Genomic DNA, 17,573 nt, shown 5'->3' with positions numbered 1-17,573 from the left:
CAAAGCAGCAATAACATAAAAATAGTAATTAATTTTTTCATTCGTCTTTTTATTGTTTACTTCTATTGTGATAAATTAATAATTGTTTGACCTTTTTCGCTTGTTGCTTGCACAAAAGCGGTGCGCTCAAGTGCTAAATAAGCCAAATGAATTTCAAGATCAGCACTAGGCAAAATACCTTTTGCTTGCTCTGGCCACTCAATTAAACAAATTGATCTCAAAGCAAAATATTCACGAATCCCCATAAACTCCAGCTCTTCAGGATCGCAAAGTCGATACAAATCAAAATGATAAACAAAAAATTTTTCAAAATGATAGGGTTCAACTAATGTATAAGTTGGACTTTTTACGTTACCTTTATGACCTAATTGTTGTAAAAAACCACGACTAAAAGTCGTTTTACCTGCACCAAGATCGCCAATTAAATGGATAACAATAGTATCATCATGCTTGGACAAATAGTTTAAACACAGTTTGGCAATTTTACTACCAAACAAAATTGTTTGTTGCTCATTGGTTAAAATAATCGGATTCATGATGAATTCTTTGTTCAATAAATAGTTCTTATTATATACTAATAACCATTAAAGATGTACCAAACAAGGTACCCTTAATTTTGTAAAAAACTTTCAGGAAACCCTACGTTTTAGTATAAAAAGTGAAAAAAATGCTACATACAATCTCGACAGCAAATCATTCAACCATAAACCCACAATTAATATCAGATCAAGATGCCGTATTGTTCTGGCAAAATGGCGTTGTTCTGGCGATACAAAATAATCCATTATTAAATGATATTATCCATAAAACCGAACATTGTTATATCATCAACAGTGATATTGAAGCTCGTGGACTAAGTAATATTATCGATTCAAGGCTTAAAATTATTAATATGCAACAAGTTGTTGAACTTACAGCTAACCATTTTCCACAAATGAACTGGGAATGACTATAGACTAAGACATTCATTATTACCACCATTTAAAAGCTAAATCATGCTAATTTGCAAAACCTAAAACCTAGGTTTAATATAAATATCACTTGTACTCAGTTAATATTCAAATTTAATGGCTAATTTATTAACACTATCCGAAATTAATAATTGCTTAAAAAATGGTGAAGTGATCGCTTACCCAACTGAAGCCATTTTTGGTCTAGGGTGTGATCCAGATTGCGAATCAGCCGTATTAAAGTTATTACAACTAAAACAACGATCAATAGATAAAGGCTTGATTTTAATTGCCAGCCATTACCTACAACTAATTCCCTATATAGATGAATTAGCCATCACTAATGAGCAAAAACAGTTAGCGCTTACTAACTGGCCTGGACCGGTTACTTGGATTTTTCCTAAAAATAAAAATACGCCTTATTTTTTGACTGGAAAATTTGATTCCATTGCAGTACGCGTCACCAATCATCCTTTAGTTTGTAAGCTTTGTGATCTTTATGGCAAACCGATAGTGTCAACCAGTGCTAATCTTTCTGCTCATAATCCTTGCAAAACAGCCATCGAAGTCGCCAAACAGTTTGGCCAAGAATTTCCTATTTTAGATGGTGTAACAGGTCATCGATCACAACCATCGGAAATAAAAGACATCAAAACTGGCCAAATAATTCGGCAAGGGTAACTTTATGCAAAATTTATATATTGGTGTGATGTCAGGTACTAGCATGGATGGAGTTGATATTGCTTTGGTGAATATTACCGCAAAAAATGTCACATCAATAGCTAGCAACTGCTATCCAATGCCCGCCGATTTAAAACAGCATTTACTAAAATTATGTGAAACCCAACAAACTACATTACAGAATTTAGGTGAGATAGATCACCTAATTGGCAAACTGTTTGCTGATAGCATAAATCAGTTTTTAAAAGAAAATAATATTGATAAACAAAAAATTAAAGCTATTGGCTGTCACGGACAAACAATTTACCATTCACCAAATGGTGATAATCCTTTTACCTTACAAATTGGTGATGCCAATATCATTGCCGCAAAAACAGGTATAACCACTATTGCTGATTTTCGTCGTAAAGATATGGCTTATGGTGGACAAGGTGCGCCTCTTGTTCCAGCTTTTCACAAAGCAGTGCTACAAGATCCACAAATAAATCGCGTGGTACTAAATATCGGCGGTATGAGTAACATTTCGGTATTAATACCCAATCAAACCATCCTAGGTTATGATACTGGTCCAGGTAATGTATTACTGGATGGTTGGATAAAAGAGCACTTAGGTAAAAACTATGATAAGGGCGGATTATGGGCAAAAACAGGTAAAATAAACCAAGACTTATTAAATCTTTTATATCAAGAAGACTATTTTCAAATACCCGCTCCCAAAAGTACAGGACGAGAACTATTTAACTTATCCTGGCTCTATAAAAAATTAGCTGGAACACATTTAAAAGCACAAGATATTCAAGCAACACTCGTTGAATTTACCGCTTTATCCATTGCCAATGAAATGAATAAATTACCTATAGTAAGCACATTACCTTGTGAGCTTTTAGTTTGTGGTGGAGGTGCTAAAAATCCACTAATTATGCAAAGATTATCGGCTTTATTACCCTCATGGGCCGTATTAACGACCGATACAAAAGGTATAAGTGGAGACGATATGGAGGCAATAGCCTTTGCTTGGCTTGCTTATTGTCGAATTAATAATATTCCATCAAACATTCCAGAGGTAACAGGCGCAAGTCAAGCTGTTTGTTTAGGAGTTTATTATCAATAAACTAAAAATACAGACAAATTTTGATTAAATCAATCCAAAATGTTGTAACCCTTTAGCTATTCCATCGTTATCATTAGTCTCTGTAACAAACTCAGCTTGCGCTTTTAATTCATCAACCGCATTACCCATAGCAATAGGATGATCAACGGTTAAGAACATTTCAAAATCATTCATGCCATCACCAAAGGCATAGGTTGGCACATCAGTGAATCCTTTATTTTTTAACAATTGAGTAATACCATAACCTTTAGAACCACCGTGATTGAAAACATCAACACAGTAAGGTGTATTACGAATAAAGGTTAATTCAGGGAAGATATCTCGATAAAGCGCCTCACCTGATTCACAAAGTAATAAAAGCATCTGAATAGGTGATTTTAAATAAATCTGATCATCAACAGGCGGAACTTGTTCTTTTAAGAAATGATAAAATTTTTTAGTGGGTTGACTATTTTGCGACACTCGCATAATTTCGTGATTATAAAAAGACAACGGAATACCTGTTTGCTGTTTAGAGTATTGATACAAACGATCGATAACGCCCTTATCAATATCATTAGTAAAGACCTTTTCGCCTTGATATAAAACAACTTGCCCGTTCATACCAATTATCGACTCAATTTGAGTCTTTTCCATTAAATCAACCACTTCACAGGGTGTTCGACCCGTTGCAATCATTGGTGTAATATTATTTTGTTTTAATTTTTTTATAGCTTCAAAAGAGCTGGGTAATACATCAATTTGGCTATTAAATAATGTCCCATCTAGATCAAAAAAAACAATAGCTTCAGGTTTTTGACTCATATTACAAATCCAAAATATGTTTGATAAAAGGAATGGTTAATTTACGTTGTTGTGCAAGCGTTGCTACTTCAAACTTTTCTAATAAAGAAAACAGTGTACGCATATCACGGTTAACACGTTTTAATAAAAATAACCCAACTTCTGTTGATAATTCAAACCCACTTAATTGTGCTCTTAATTGTAAGGCTTTAAGCTTGTCATCATCGCTAAGCTCTTTTAATTGATAAACCTGCCCCCAAGATAGCCTAGAAACCAAATCAGGTAATATAAAAGAAATTTGTTTAGGTGGTGCGCTTGCTGTTATCAATAATTTACTCACGTTTTTTTCAGTTAAACGATTAAATAAATCAAAAATAGCTTCTTCCCAATCCCTATGACCTGCTATTGCATCGATATCATCTAAACAGACTAAATCATAATGATCTAATCCCTGCAAAATTTCAGGTACAAGATGATAATACTGTTTTAGCGGAATATAACTAGCTAATTTATTTTGACTTGATGCATGTAAAAGGTGAGTCCGACCCGCAGCGCTAGCCGACCATATATAAAAGATATTAAACCCTTCTTTACCTAATAAGATTTGCAATGAATCAAACAATAATCGATTATCACCGACATAAAAACTATCAAAAGTTTCATTATTGGGTAATGAAAAAGGTAAAGGTAGCTGCGAAAGAGTAATAAACGAACCTCACAATAAAAACATAATCATGTTAAGTATAAATTTGCTTTTATAAAAATCAATCACTTTTATAGAAAAGTGAAATATCCTACCCTTTAAATTATTTAATGTGTACTTTAGTTGTACAAATAAAACTCATCACATAATAAGGCAAAACTGAATCTATCGACTAATTTGCTCGTAACTTATTGAACCTTTTCCTGACTTTTATAGCATTATTTTATACTCATCTTTATGTAATAACTTATCATACTGTCGTTTTTTATAAAAAATAAATTATTTTCATCTGAAAAATAATTTTTATTCGGTTAAATCTAATAACTATGCTGCTTTTGACTTAAAGCTAGACATAAATTCAAAAAACATTCCAAGTAAAAATATAAAATAAATTAAAAAATAACATTACAAAGATAGAAACATGATTAAATTATTTAATAACAGATCTTTCATCCAAGTATAAAATAAAACCAATAAAAGATAAAAAATCAAGCAAACAGATTTATTTTTTGTGGATAACTCTGTGATCAATTAGGGTCACAAGCTGTTATCATAACATTAATAACCTTAATCAATAAATCAACTGTGGATAAAGAGAATAGTTATTAACAAGTTTAAATGTAAAAAGATCCGATCAATTAACAGAATTAGATGATCGATAAGATCCTATAAAATAATTATAAAAAATAGTTATCAACAAAAAGGATCCACTGTAATAATAATAAAAATAAAAAGATCATCTAAAAGATCTTATTTAATTTAAATGATGATCATAATAGATCATTTGACGTAATCAAAAAGATGAGTAAAATTCCCTACGCTAAATAAACCAAATCTCCCGATCTAAATTAGCGATCATCTTTACAAAAAATAAATACGAGGCTTTTTTATGTTTTATCCAGATCTTTTTGATGTCATCATCGTTGGTGGCGGTCATGCAGGAACAGAAGCCGCAATGGCATCAGCAAGAATGGGACGAAAAACACTACTTTTAACCCATAATATCAATACATTAGGACAAATGTCCTGTAATCCAGCCATTGGTGGTATAGGAAAAGGACACTTAGTTAAAGAGATTGATGCAATGGGTGGATTAATGGCTCATGCTATCGATCTATCGGGGATCCAATTTAGGATCTTAAATAGTAGCAAAGGTCCAGCGGTTAGGGCTACACGTGCACAAGCGGATCGATCTCTCTATCGAAAAGTAATAAGAACAGCACTTGAAAACCAAGAAAATTTAATGTTGTTTCAACAATCCGTTGAAGATGTGATCATTGAAAACGATCAGATCATTGGTGTAAAAACTCAAATGGGTGTTTCTTTTAAAGCCAAAGCGGTTGTGTTAACAACCGGTACTTTTTTAGATGGAAAGATCCACATAGGGCTTGATAATTATAGTGGTGGTCGCACTGGCGATCCAGCCTCGATCGGTTTATCAAAATCACTACATCAATATTCATTTAGGATGGGGCGATTAAAAACTGGTACCCCACCGCGAATTGATGCTAGAACCATTGACTTTTCAAAATTGGGCACGCAATATGGCGATGATCCTGTTCCAGTATTTTCATTTTTAGGTAATGCAAATGAACATCCTAAGCAGATCCCTTGCTATATCACCAGCACTAATGAAACAACACACGATATTATTAGATCTAATTTAGATCGCAGCCCTATGTACACCGGTATTATAGAAGGTGTAGGACCAAGATATTGTCCATCAATTGAAGATAAGATCATGCGGTTTGCCGATCGTAATTCTCATCAGATCTATTTAGAACCAGAAGGATTAGATAGTAATGAGATCTATCCAAATGGGATCTCAACAAGTTTACCATTTGATACGCAACTTGCATTTGTGCGCAGCATGAAAGGATTAGAAAACGCTAACATTATAAGACCTGGTTATGCGATCGAATATGATTATTTTGATCCAAGGGATCTTAAACCAACACTTGAAAGTAAAGTGATTAAAGGTCTCTTTTTAGCAGGACAGATCAATGGTACAACAGGCTATGAAGAAGCGGCAGCACAAGGAATGCTTGCAGGTTTAAATGCAGCACGCTTTGCATATGATCAAGATCAATGGTATCCAAGTCGCGATCAGGCTTATTTAGGGGTGCTAGTTGATGATCTTTGTACACTTGGTACTAACGAACCTTATCGCATGTTTACCTCGCGTGCTGAATACCGTTTAATGTTACGTGAAGATAATGCCGACATTCGCTTAACTGAAATTGGTCGTAATTTAGGCATGGTCGACGATTACCGTTGGCGTCATTTTAATGAAAAATTTGATGCTATTGAGCAAGAAAGATCGCGGTTACGCGATATCTGGGTACATCCTCATATTGAAAGTATCGATGAAGTCAATGCTGTTTTAAGTGCTAATTTGACTAAAGAAGCCAATGGTGAAGAGTTACTTAAACGACCTGAAATGAGTTATAGCACATTGAAATCACTTTCATTATTTGCACCTGGATTATCTGACCCACAAGCTGCCGAACAGGTTGAAATTCAAGTAAAATATGATGGTTATATTAAACTGCAAATAGAAGAAATTGAACGTCAAAAGCGCAATGAAGAAACGATTATTCCTGAGCATATTGATTATGCCGAAATATCTGGATTATCGAATGAAGTGGTGGCGAAATTAAAGCAACATAAACCGGTTTCTATAGGACAAGCTTCGCGTATTTCTGGTATTACACCAGCCGCTATTTCAATGTTATTAGTTTATTTAAAAAAGAAAAATTATGTTAAAAAAGAAACTCACTAATCTAATTGATCAAACGGATCTTTCGATCTCTGAATCGCAAATAGATCAATTGATCCATTATGTTGAGATGCTAAGCAAATGGAACAAAACTTACAACTTAACAGCTGTGCGCGATCCGAGCGAGATGTTAGTTAAGCATATTATGGATAGCTTAGTTGTATCGCCTTATTTAACTGGCAAAACCTTTATTGATGTAGGAACAGGTCCTGGTTTACCAGGCGTTCCATTAGCGATTATTAACCCCGATAAACAATTCGATTTGGTTGATAGTTTAGGTAAGCGTATTCGCTTTTTAAAGCAAGTACAGTTTGAATTAAAGCTAACAAATATTAGCCCAATACAAAGCCGAATCGAAGCATATAACGATAAAAAATTTGATGGGATTATTAGCCGGGCTTTTGCTTCTTTGCAAGATATGCTTAATTGGTGCAAGCACCTTCCTGATCAACAAGGATCTTTTTATGCGTTAAAAGGAAGTGATATCGATCCTATTCCTGAAGGTTTTACGCTTAAACAAAATATCAAATTAACTATACCAGGGTTAGATGCTGAAAGATGTTTGATTATTATTCAATAATTTTATACTAAAACACAGGTTTTTCTGAAACTTTTGTACAATATTAATGTTTACGTTTTTTCAAATAATCTTTAATACCATCAACAATTGATTTAGATACTTGATTTTGGAATGAAGCAGTCTTTAATTTTTTTTCTTCAGTAACATTACTAATAAAGGCTGTTTCGACTAAAACAGATGGAATATCGGGCGCTTTTAACACTGCAAAGCCTGCTTTTTCAAGTGATGGTTTATGTAACTTATTAACTTTTTTCATTCGATTTAAAATAGCATTACCAAGTAACACACCATTACTTAACGTTGTTTTTTGGACCAAATCTAATATAGTATCATCTAAATATTTATCGCCACTGCGACTCACGCCACCTATCTGATCTGCTTCGTTTTGAGTTTGAGCTAAATAACTTGCGGCGGAACTACTTGCCCCACGTGTTGATAATGCAAAAACAGAGGAACCACCGACAGAACGATTAGCAAACGCATCAGCATGAATAGAAATAAATAGATCGGCATGTAAAGATCGTGCCTTAGCAACTCGTACTTTTAAAGGAATAAACACATCTTCATTACGTGTCATGTAGACTTTTATATTTGGCTCTTTCTTAAGTAAATTATAAGTACGACGTGCAATTTGTAAAACAATGTCTTTTTCACGTGTTTTATTGTAGCCAATAGCGCCAGGATCTTCACCACCATGTCCAGGATCGAGTACCACGATAATCGGGGCATTTTTATTTTTATTCGTTTGTGTTTTGATCTCAGATTGTTTTTTATTGAGATCACCTTTTTTATACTCTTCTAAAAGTGCAAGTAAAGGATCATCATCTGTGGTGGAAGCTGGTTTAGATGGATAAAGATCCATCACTAAACGATGCTTAAATTTCGCTATCGGTGCTAAAGTAAAAGTATTAGGTTTAACGCCCTGTTTTAATTCGATCAATATTCTCACTGTTTTAGGATCGCGTTGAACAACGCGTATCGATTTAATATAGGGATCGTGCTTTAATACTTTTGAAGAAATATTTTTTAAGGTTGGATTTAAATTAATATTGTTAATATCAATTGCGATTCGGTTTGGATTACTCAATAGAAAGTGTTTATATTTTAATCTGATATTTGATTCTAAAGTGATTCTTGTATAGGTTGATGATGGCCAAACACGCACAGCAATAACTTGTGCCATTTTTGCAGCAAAGCCTATACGAGTGACAGATAACAAACAAGTCGCAATAATACCTTTAACTAATAGGCGCTTTGTAGGACTAAATGTTTTTGACATATTTAATCTAAACACTTTATTTTCTATATGAGTTAATCGCGAATAATAACATAAATTATAAAGATATTAAAAAGAATGATTCTTATCTTCACCCACTTTTTTAATCAATAACGCATCAATTTTTAATGTTATAGCTCAATTAGCATTTAATAAATAATTATATGACATTATGACTTTGATTTTATTTGTCCTAACATTAGATATGTATATTTCATAATAGCACAAATCACAAAACATCTAAAAAAGACCTGAAAAAGTGTTTTATACTAAAACACATATCTACCTAAAACTTCTTGACAGTATTTTTAGGAATTCTAAAAGGCCTATCTAACGTTTTGCGTTGCCATTTTTTATTTTATTATAGACCCTATAACTACAAAGGATTACAATATGGCTCGCTAAAATCGCGGATTTAAACCCGTTTTCATTTTAACAATTAAATATAGCTGAGTTATTGATGAGCAAAAAATTACATATCAAAACTTGGGGCTGCCAAATGAATGAGTATGACTCAACAAAAATGGCAGATCTCCTTGAATCCACCCATGGTTTAACATTAACAGACAATGCCGAAGAAGCGGATATTTTATTACTAAATACTTGCTCTATTCGAGAAAAGGCCCAAGAAAAGGTCTTTCATCAATTAGGTCGTTGGAAAAACCTTAAACAACATAATCCAAATATCATCATTGGTGTTGGTGGTTGTGTTGCTTCGCAAGAAGGTGCGCAAATTCGTAAACGTGCACCATTTGTAGATATTATTTTTGGACCGCAAACTTTTCATCGCTTACCTGAAATGATTGAACAGATTCGCAGTGGTGACAATCATCATGTTGTCGATGTTAGTTTTCCTGAAATTGAAAAATTTGATCGCCTGCCAGAGCCTCGTAGCGAAGGACCAACCGCATTTGTTTCTATAATGGAAGGATGCAATAAATATTGTACTTATTGCGTGGTTCCTTATACTCGAGGAGAAGAAGTTAGCAGACCTTGTGATGATGTCATCTATGAAATTGCACAACTGGCCGAACAAGGTGTGCGTGAAGTTAATTTATTAGGTCAAAATGTTAATGCTTATCGTGGACCAACATTTGATGGTGATATTTGTTCCTTTGCTGAATTATTACGTTTAGTTGCAGCCATTGATGGTATCGATCGCATTCGTTTTACAACCAGTCATCCAATTGAATTTACAGATGATATTATCGACGTTTATCGTGATACACCAGAGCTAGTTAATTTTTTACATTTGCCAGTACAAAGTGGTTCAGATCGTGTATTAAACTTAATGAAACGTACACATACCGCGCTTGAATATAAATCCATTATTCGAAAATTACGTAAAGTGCGCCCTGATATTCAAATTAGTTCGGATTTTATTGTTGGTTTCCCAGGCGAAACACAAGAAGATTTTGAACAAACCATGCAACTAATTGCTGATGTCAATTTTGATTTAAGTTATAGTTTTGTTTATTCATCACGTCCAGGTACACCCGCTGCTGAAATGGAAGATAATGTATCAGAAGAAGAGAAGAAGCAACGCCTTTACATTCTTCAAGAACGAATCAATCAGCAAGCTATGCAATTTAGCCGTCGTATGTTAAATACTGTTCAGCGTATTTTAGTTGAAGGTCCATCCAAAAAAGACCTTATGGAATTAACCGGTAGAACAGAAAATAATCGAATTGTTAATTTTGCAGGTCGCCCTGAGATGATTGGCAAGTTTGTTGACGTTGAAATTACTGATGTTTATCCAAATTCATTACGAGGAAAAGTGATTAGAACCGAAGATGAAATGGATCTACGTGTAAGCGAATCACCAATGTCAGTGATATCACGAACCCGAAAGGAAAATGATTTAGGCGTTGGGATCTATCAACCGTAAAAGTGAAACGTAAAATATTTAGCTAGTTTTTATAATAAAACTTAGAAAATAATTAAATAAAGGATAGAAAGGAAAATATGTTTATTATTTTTGGAACTCGTAGATAGAGAAGTTAACGAACAATTTGGACAATTTAATTGTCCAAATTGTTGCTCACAACAAAATATTACTAACGATGAAAAACAATCAACAAATGCAGTAGATAATGTTGTTAATGGAAACATTGTTTCTTGTCATCAATGTAAAATGGATTTTTTTAAAGACGTTGAAAATTGTTCTCTATGTGAACAGCGTTTTAGTAATTAAAACTAATTTATTAGAGGTTTTATCTTTGAATATTACGACACATGAAATTATGCTTGAACCAGCTGATAATCAGCGGCTCAATAGTCTTTGTGGTCCTTACAATGACAATATTAAACAACTTGAGCGTCGATTAGGTATTGAAATTAATCACCGTGGGAATTTATTTGCAATAACTGGCGATAGAATTTGTGTGCAAGCGACTGTCGATATTTTGCAGTCTCTTTATAAACAAACCAAAATAAAAGGTAAAACTGTTGACATTGAACCCGAACAAATTCATTTAGCAATAAAAGAAACCGGTGTGCTTGAAAAGGTCAGTGAACACTTACCTGCTTATATTGATCATCAAGGCGGAAAATTAGTGGCGATTAAAACTAAACGAGGTTTGATAAAACCCCGAACCGCGAATCAAGCACAATATATTGCGCATGTTTTAGATTATGATATTTCGTTTGGGATAGGGCCTGCTGGAACAGGTAAAACCTATTTAGCAGTAGCTGCTGCGGTTGATGCGCTTGAAAAGCAACAAATTCGTCGCATTGTGTTAACTCGACCTGCTGTTGAAGCTGGTGAAAAATTGGGCTTTTTACCCGGTGATTTAAGCCAAAAAGTCGATCCTTATCTACGTCCACTTTATGATGCTTTATTTGAAATGCTCGGTTTTGAAAAAGTCGAAAAATTAATTGAAAAAAGCGTGATTGAAGTGGCACCACTCGCCTATATGCGTGGACGAACGCTAAATGATGCGTTTATTATTCTTGATGAAAGCCAAAATACGACTATTGAACAGATGAAAATGTTTTTAACCCGTATTGGCTTTAATTCAAAAGCGGTCATCACTGGCGATATCACCCAAATTGATTTACCTCATCATCAAAAATCGGGTTTACGTCATGCTATTGAAGTACTCAGCCAAGTTGAAGAAATTAGCTTTAATTTTTTCAATAGTGAAGATGTGGTGCGTCATCCAGTGGTTGCTAGAATTGTTAACGCTTATGAAAAATGGGAAGAACAGCAACATAAGCCACAAACAGAAAAAAGTATTTAGAGGAGTTCTATTATCTCTATATCAAGCAAAAAAAAGCGAACGAACATTCGAGATCATTCAGCAGAAGCAACGTTGTTTTTTCGCAGAGCGTTATTTTCATTTGTTGTTATTATTATTTTAATTATTATTTTGCTGGTTAACCTTTCGGGGTTACAGATTTTGAATTACAGTTATTACAGCACAAAATCCAATGATAATCGCATTGAAATTATTCCTATTCCACCTAATCGCGGCATGATTTATGACCGTAATGGTACCCCATTAGCCATTAATAATATTACATATCAATTAAATATCATTCCCGATAAGATAAAAAATCTCAATGAACAATTTGAACAGTTAAAAAGTATTGTCGATTTAACTGATGAAGATATTGAAAATTTCCAAAAAGAACGTCGTAATTATAAAGCGCACAGGCCCGTTCCATTAAAAGATAATTTAACCAAACAACAAATTGCTCGTTTTGTTGTTGATCAGCATCGGTTTCCATATGTTTCAATTGCCGATATACAGCATCGTTACTACCCTTATGGTGCATCTCTTACTCATATTCTTGGCTATATTTCTAAAATTAACAGTCAAGATAAACAGCGTTTAGATGATGAAAATAAAACCAGCGATTACGTGGCAACTTTTAATATTGGTAAAATGGGGATAGAAAGGTATTACGAAGACGTATTACACGGAACACCGGGTTATGAAAAGGTTGAAGTCAACAGCCGAGGGCGTATTGTCCGACAACTTAATCAGCACCCACCGAAAGCAGGCGAGGATATCTATTTATCTATTAACCTTAAATTGCAGCTTTATATTGAGCAATTACTCGCTGGACGTAAAGCAGCTGTAGTTGCTATTGATCCGAATAATGGTGAGATTTTAGCTTTGGTTTCTAGCCCAAGCTATGATTCCAATCCATTTGTAGGCGGGATATCAAGTAGTAAATATAGCGAATTGCTTAAAGATCCAAATAAGCCTCTTTTTAATCGGGCTTTACTGGGTGCTTATCCGCCCGCTTCGACAGTGAAACCTTTTATTTCTATTGCGGCTTTAAGTGAAGGTGTTATTTCACCAAAAAGCGTGGTTAACGATCCCGGTTGGTGGCAATTACCTGGCACTGAACGACGTTACCGAGACTGGCTTAAATGGGGGCATGGTCGCGTTGATGTATTAAGAGCGATTGAAGAATCAGTTGATACCTACTTCTATCAAGTTGCCTATGATATGGGGATTGATCGCTTAAATTTATGGATGACTAAATTTGGTTATGGTGAGCGAACTGGTATTGATATATCACCAAACGAAGAAACTCGTGCGGTTATGCCGAGTCGTGAATGGAAAATGAAGCGCCATAAAAAGTCTTGGTTACAAGGCGATACCATTCCAGTTGGTATCGGTCAAGGTTATTGGACGGCAACCCCAATCCAAATGGCAAAAGCATTAACGACCTTGATCAATAATGGTAAAACTTACACACCACATTTTTTATTATATAAAAAGAGTGATATTTTAAATTTAAATGAACATCAACCAATAGTTAATCCTGAAAATTATATCGAAACAAATAGCCTAGTTGATGTCAACCCAACTTATTGGTCACTTGCTAAAGAAGGTATGCACCGTGTTATGTTTGGGGCACGAGGAACGGCACGTAAGATTTATGCTGATGCAAAATATCAGGCAGCAGGTAAATCAGGTACCGCGCAAGTTTACGGTTTGAAACAAGATGAAATTTATAATGCCCATAAGATCCCTGAGCATTTACGTGATCACGCATTATTTATTGCTTATGCTCCTTACGATAAGCCAAAAATTGCATTAGCCATTGTTTTAGAAAATGGTGGGGGTGGAAGCTCAAACGGTGGTGCGGTAGCGCGTAAAATCTTAGATTTTTACCTTGTTGGTAATAATTCAACAGAGCTAGATGAACTATCACCCAATACAGGAACAGAGGACTAATGATGAATAATATCAAAAAGAGTTTTTGGCAAAAAATACATATTGATCCCCTATTCTTTTTATTTATTACATTATTGCTTGCTTATAGCCTTTATATTCTTTGGAGTGCAACTGGGCAAAGTATTGATATGATACAAAAACGAGTAATACAAATATTGCTTGGATTTATTGTAATGATTGTACTGGCTCAGTTTTCACCCAGAACCTATGAAAAGTGGGCTCCATATCTATATGTTATTTGTATTTTGATTCTATTGTTAGTGGATATTTTTGGTTATACCAGTAAAGGCGCACAGCGTTGGTTAGATTTAGGTATTTTGCGGTTTCAACCTTCTGAAATCGCCAAAATAGCGGTGCCATTAATGGTTGCTAAATTCATTCATCGTGATGGATGTCCGCCACCATTAAACACCACCTTACAAACACTCGCTATTATTGGTGTACCGACGTTACTTGTTGCGATGCAGCCCGATTTAGGTACCGCAATTTTGATTGTCATGTCAGGCATTTTTATTATCTTTTTAGCAGGCATGAACTGGCGCTATATTCTTGTTGCACTCATTTTTATAGCAATATTTTTACCGATTATGTGGTTCTTTTTAATGCATGATTATCAGCAAAAACGCGTATTAATGCTGATCAACCCCGAGCTTGATCCAAGTGGGGCTGGCTATCATATTATTCAATCGAAAATAGCAATTGGATCGGGCGGTATATGGGGTAAAGGTTGGCTTGAAGGCACACAATCGCAACTTGAATTTTTACCAGAGAGACATACCGATTTTATCTTTTCAGTTATTGCTGAAGAGTTTGGTTTTGTTGGATCCATTGTTTTATTGATTCTATTTTTATGCTTAATTATTCGTGGGCTTATTATTGCTACGCAAGCCCAAACCACATTTGGGCGAATCTTATCGGGTGGGCTAATTTTAGTGTTTTTTGTTTATGTGTTTATTAATATAGGTATGGTCAGTGGAATCTTACCAGTAGTTGGTGTACCATTACCGCTAATAAGTTATGGTGGCTCTTCTTTAGTCGTATTAATGGCAAGTTTTGGCATTATGATGTCTATTCACACACATCGATATATGTTATCTAAAAATATTTAACGGAATTTAAATAAATGACAAAGAAATTTAAATTATCTTTTGCTTTTTTCGTGCTTACAGTTTGTTCATCAGCATCGGCCGAAATGGCTTTTCCTATTCCAGCTATTCCACAGTTAGATGCTGAATCTTATATTTTAATCGATGCAAAATCAGGTGAAATTTTAGCGCAATATAATGCTGAACAGCAGCGCGATCCGGCAAGTCTAACAAAAATGATGACCAGCTATGTGGTGGGGCAAGCGTTAAAGACAGGACGCATAAAAAATGATGATATGGTTGTGGTCAGCAAAGACGCATGGGCGACGGGTAACCCTATGTTAAAAGGGTCATCATTAATGTTTTTAGAGGTCGGTAAAACGGTATCAGTTTCTGATCTTAACAAAGGCATCATTATCCAATCTGGTAACGATGCGTGTATTGCCATGGCTGAGCATGTTGCTGGCAGCCAAGGTGCTTTTGTTAATTTAATGAATGATTACGCTAAAAAAATTGGACTAAATCATACCCATTTTGAAACTGTACATGGACTTGATGCACCGGGGCAATACACAACAGCTAAAGATATGGTCTTTTTAGGACAAGCATTAATTCGAGATTTACCTGAAGAATATTCCATTTATAAACAAAAAGAATTTACCTATAATCTATCAAAACCGCAACTTAATCGAAATGGGTTACTTTGGGATACTACATTAAATGTAGATGGCATCAAAACGGGTCACACCAATGCCGCAGGCTACAATTTAGTTGCTTCAGCGGTTGATGGTAATACTCGTTTAATTTCAGCGGTACTGGGTGGTCGTACCTTTAAAGGCCGTGAAGAAGAAAGTAAAAAGTTATTAGTCTGGGGATTCCGCTTTTTTGAAACCGCAAACCCTATAAAAGCAGGTACGCCATTAGCGACCGAAACGATTTGGTATGGTGATGAAAATAAAGTTCAATTAGGTGCGATTAATGGATCTTATATCACTGTACCAAAAGGCCGCTCTGCAGATGTGCAAGTTAAATATAAAATTGATGATTATATTTATGCCCCGATCACTAAAGGCACTACAGTGGGTAAAATGCAGTTTCTATTAGATGGCAAAGTGATTAGCGAACAACCTCTGGTTGCTTTACAAAACGTCGAAGAAACAGGATTTTTTGGTGGTATATGGGATTGGATCTGCCTACAATGCCATAAGTTATTCAGCTAGTTTTTATTATCATTGTTCTGTAAGCTTCTGCTTACAGAACAACCTATCCCCTCAAAAATAATATAGTCTAATATAAAAAATAACTGCTCAAAAACTGTCAGATAAATATTGATTTTATTTAATTTTTTATCATTACTTTTTATTTTAATATTTGCTTATTAAATAAATAATGCAAGCTTAATAAAACTCACCTACATCTAAATAACGATAATTAGCTTCGCTAACAGCTAATAAATAGAAATAAAGCTGGTAATCTTATACTATTTATGGTATAAAACGCGCGCTACATTTCATATTATTTTTTTGTAAAAGTAATGATGAATAAAAGCATTAAATTTAATGATTAATTAACGTTATAACACACACATATCATTACACTTTTCCGGGGTGCCTTTTATCTTGTGTAATTAGGTCGGTTAAAGCGGATATGTGGAGGCATAACCCCAACGTCAAAATGAGGAAATCATGACTACAGTATCAATGCGCGATATGTTACAAGCGGGTGTACACTTTGGACACCAAACTCGTTATTGGAACCCAAAAATGAAACCATTTATTTTTGGTGCACGCAACAAAGTTCATATTATCAATCTTGAAAAAACAGTACCATTATTCAACGAAGCATTAGCTGAATTAAACAAGGTTGCCGCTCGTAAAGGTAAAATTTTATTTGTTGGTACAAAGCGTGCAGCTAGCGAAGCAATTAAACAAGCAGCTGAAAGTTGTGGACAATACTATGTTAATCACCGTTGGTTAGGTGGTATGTTGACTAACTGGAAAACAGTACGTCAATCAATCAAACGTTTAAAAGATTTAGAAACACAAGCTAGTGATGGCACATTTGATAAATTAACCAAAAAAGAAGCACTTATGCGTGCTCGTGAAATGGCTAAATTAGAAAATAGCTTGGGCGGAATTAAAAATATGGGTGGCTTACCTGATGTGATCTTTGTGATTGGTGCAGACCACGAACATATCGCTATTAAAGAAGCTAACAATTTAGGTATTCCAGTCATTGCTATTGTTGATACTAACTCAGATCCTGATGGAATTGATTACATCGTACCAGGTAATGATGATGCAATCCGTGCAATTCAATTATATGCTAATGCAGTTGCTGAAGCAGTACGTTCTGGTCGCGAGCAAAACCAATCTCCAGTATCTGAAGAAAGCTTCGTAGAAGAAGCGCCAGCAGCAGAGTAATAAA

General features: G+C 34.7%; 15 protein-coding genes. 11 read left to right on the top strand and 4 right to left on the bottom strand.

The annotated features are described in order from the left end of the window. Nucleotides 1-62: 62 nt before the first annotated feature. Nucleotides 63-539: a tRNA (adenosine(37)-N6)-threonylcarbamoyltransferase complex ATPase subunit type 1 TsaE gene (gene tsaE / locus A9G24_RS04875; RefSeq protein ID WP_065638039.1), complete on the bottom strand. Its 477-nt coding sequence runs from the start codon at nucleotides 537-539 to the stop codon at nucleotides 63-65. Between the two features lie 128 nt (nucleotides 540-667). Here tsaE and tusB point away from each other — a divergent pair, with 128 nt between their 5' ends. The 3 genes from tusB to A9G24_RS04860 all read left to right on the top strand — a co-directional run bounded on the left by tusB (nucleotide 668) and on the right by A9G24_RS04860 (nucleotide 2,742). Further along, the gene (tusB, locus tag A9G24_RS04870) at nucleotides 668-949 is read left to right on the top strand and encodes a sulfurtransferase complex subunit TusB (RefSeq protein ID WP_065638019.1); all 282 of its coding nucleotides are present in this window, start codon (nucleotides 668-670) and stop codon (nucleotides 947-949) included. Nucleotides 950-1,067: 118 nt separating this feature from the next. After that, nucleotides 1,068-1,631, top strand: a complete 564-nt coding sequence (locus A9G24_RS04865) for a Sua5/YciO/YrdC/YwlC family protein (protein ID WP_065638018.1) — start codon at nucleotides 1,068-1,070, stop codon at nucleotides 1,629-1,631. Between the two features lie 4 nt (nucleotides 1,632-1,635). Next, entirely contained in the window at nucleotides 1,636-2,742 is a 1,107-nt protein-coding gene (locus tag A9G24_RS04860; protein ID WP_065638017.1) for an anhydro-N-acetylmuramic acid kinase, read from the top strand. Between the two features lie 24 nt (nucleotides 2,743-2,766). Here the strand turns inward: A9G24_RS04860 and A9G24_RS04855 are convergent, their stop codons facing one another. Next, entirely contained in the window at nucleotides 2,767-3,546 is a 780-nt protein-coding gene (locus tag A9G24_RS04855; protein WP_065638016.1) for a Cof-type HAD-IIB family hydrolase, read from the bottom strand. A 1-nt stretch (nucleotide 3,547) separates the two neighbouring features. Next, on the bottom strand, nucleotides 3,548-4,231 hold the full coding sequence (gene hda, locus A9G24_RS04850; RefSeq protein ID WP_065638015.1) for a DnaA inactivator Hda: 684 nt from the start codon (nucleotides 4,229-4,231) through the stop codon (nucleotides 3,548-3,550). A gap of 886 nt (nucleotides 4,232-5,117) precedes the next feature. Here hda and mnmG point away from each other — a divergent pair. After that, a complete protein-coding gene (gene mnmG, locus A9G24_RS04845) occupies nucleotides 5,118-7,010 on the top strand; it encodes a tRNA uridine-5-carboxymethylaminomethyl(34) synthesis enzyme MnmG (protein WP_065638014.1) in 1,893 nt (630 codons plus the stop codon). Further along, nucleotides 6,988-7,587: a 16S rRNA (guanine(527)-N(7))-methyltransferase RsmG gene (gene rsmG / locus A9G24_RS04840; protein WP_065638013.1), complete on the top strand. Its 600-nt coding sequence runs from the start codon at nucleotides 6,988-6,990 to the stop codon at nucleotides 7,585-7,587. Before mnmG ends, rsmG begins: the two co-directional genes overlap by 23 nt. 43 nt (nucleotides 7,588-7,630) lie before the next feature. Here rsmG and A9G24_RS04835 read toward each other — a convergent pair whose 3' ends face one another. Continuing rightward, nucleotides 7,631-8,866, bottom strand: coding sequence for an N-acetylmuramoyl-L-alanine amidase (locus tag A9G24_RS04835; RefSeq protein WP_065638012.1), 1,236 nt, complete (start codon nucleotides 8,864-8,866; stop codon nucleotides 7,631-7,633). Between the two features lie 457 nt (nucleotides 8,867-9,323). On the opposite strand from A9G24_RS04835, the gene miaB reads away from it, so the two are divergent. The 6 genes from miaB (at nucleotide 9,324) to rpsB (ending at nucleotide 17,569) form a co-directional block, all read left to right on the top strand. Then, the gene (gene miaB / locus A9G24_RS04830; RefSeq protein ID WP_065638011.1) at nucleotides 9,324-10,751 is read left to right on the top strand and encodes a tRNA (N6-isopentenyl adenosine(37)-C2)-methylthiotransferase MiaB; all 1,428 of its coding nucleotides are present in this window, start codon (nucleotides 9,324-9,326) and stop codon (nucleotides 10,749-10,751) included. Between the two features lie 331 nt (nucleotides 10,752-11,082). Beyond that, a complete protein-coding gene (locus tag A9G24_RS04820) occupies nucleotides 11,083-12,105 on the top strand; it encodes a PhoH family protein (RefSeq protein ID WP_065638038.1) in 1,023 nt (340 codons plus the stop codon). A gap of 18 nt (nucleotides 12,106-12,123) precedes the next feature. Continuing rightward, nucleotides 12,124-14,061: a penicillin-binding protein 2 gene (gene mrdA, locus A9G24_RS04815; protein ID WP_065638009.1), complete on the top strand. Its 1,938-nt coding sequence runs from the start codon at nucleotides 12,124-12,126 to the stop codon at nucleotides 14,059-14,061. After that, complete coding sequence (gene mrdB / locus A9G24_RS04810; RefSeq protein ID WP_218056218.1) at nucleotides 14,061-15,170, top strand: peptidoglycan glycosyltransferase MrdB; 1,110 nt, start codon at nucleotides 14,061-14,063, stop codon at nucleotides 15,168-15,170. Before mrdA ends, mrdB begins: the two co-directional genes overlap by 1 nt. A gap of 14 nt (nucleotides 15,171-15,184) precedes the next feature. Beyond that, on the top strand, nucleotides 15,185-16,366 hold the full coding sequence (locus A9G24_RS04805; RefSeq protein ID WP_065638007.1) for a serine hydrolase: 1,182 nt from the start codon (nucleotides 15,185-15,187) through the stop codon (nucleotides 16,364-16,366). A gap of 465 nt (nucleotides 16,367-16,831) precedes the next feature. Continuing rightward, on the top strand, nucleotides 16,832-17,569 hold the full coding sequence (gene rpsB / locus A9G24_RS04800) for a 30S ribosomal protein S2 (RefSeq protein ID WP_065638006.1): 738 nt from the start codon (nucleotides 16,832-16,834) through the stop codon (nucleotides 17,567-17,569). Nucleotides 17,570-17,573: the final 4 nt, after the last annotated feature.

Source organism: Gilliamella sp. App6-5 (assembly GCF_001690525.1).
Taxonomy (GTDB): domain Bacteria; phylum Pseudomonadota; class Gammaproteobacteria; order Enterobacterales; family Orbaceae; genus Gilliamella; species Gilliamella apicola_H.
The sequence above is the reverse complement of the archived record's forward strand: the minus strand, read 5'-3'. Positions and strand labels throughout refer to the sequence as shown.

Excerpts from the sequence above, each read along its gene's own strand:
- mnmG (WP_065638014.1), top strand. The coding sequence starts at position 5,118 with ATGTTTTATCCAGATCTTTTTGATGTCATCATCGTTGGTGGCGGTCAT.
- miaB (WP_065638011.1), top strand. The coding sequence starts at position 9,324 with ATGAGCAAAAAATTACATATCAAAACTTGGGGCTGCCAAATGAATGAG.
- A9G24_RS04855 (WP_065638016.1), bottom strand. The coding sequence starts at position 3,546 with ATGAGTCAAAAACCTGAAGCTATTGTTTTTTTTGATCTAGATGGGACA.
- rpsB (WP_065638006.1), top strand. The coding sequence starts at position 16,832 with ATGACTACAGTATCAATGCGCGATATGTTACAAGCGGGTGTACACTTT.
- mrdB (WP_218056218.1), top strand. The coding sequence starts at position 14,061 with ATGATGAATAATATCAAAAAGAGTTTTTGGCAAAAAATACATATTGAT.
- A9G24_RS04835 (WP_065638012.1), bottom strand. The coding sequence starts at position 8,866 with ATGTCAAAAACATTTAGTCCTACAAAGCGCCTATTAGTTAAAGGTATT.
- A9G24_RS04860 (WP_065638017.1), top strand. The coding sequence starts at position 1,636 with ATGCAAAATTTATATATTGGTGTGATGTCAGGTACTAGCATGGATGGA.
- tusB (WP_065638019.1), top strand. The coding sequence starts at position 668 with ATGCTACATACAATCTCGACAGCAAATCATTCAACCATAAACCCACAA.
- A9G24_RS04865 (WP_065638018.1), top strand. The coding sequence starts at position 1,068 with ATGGCTAATTTATTAACACTATCCGAAATTAATAATTGCTTAAAAAAT.
- rsmG (WP_065638013.1), top strand. The coding sequence starts at position 6,988 with ATGTTAAAAAAGAAACTCACTAATCTAATTGATCAAACGGATCTTTCG.
- A9G24_RS04805 (WP_065638007.1), top strand. The coding sequence starts at position 15,185 with ATGACAAAGAAATTTAAATTATCTTTTGCTTTTTTCGTGCTTACAGTT.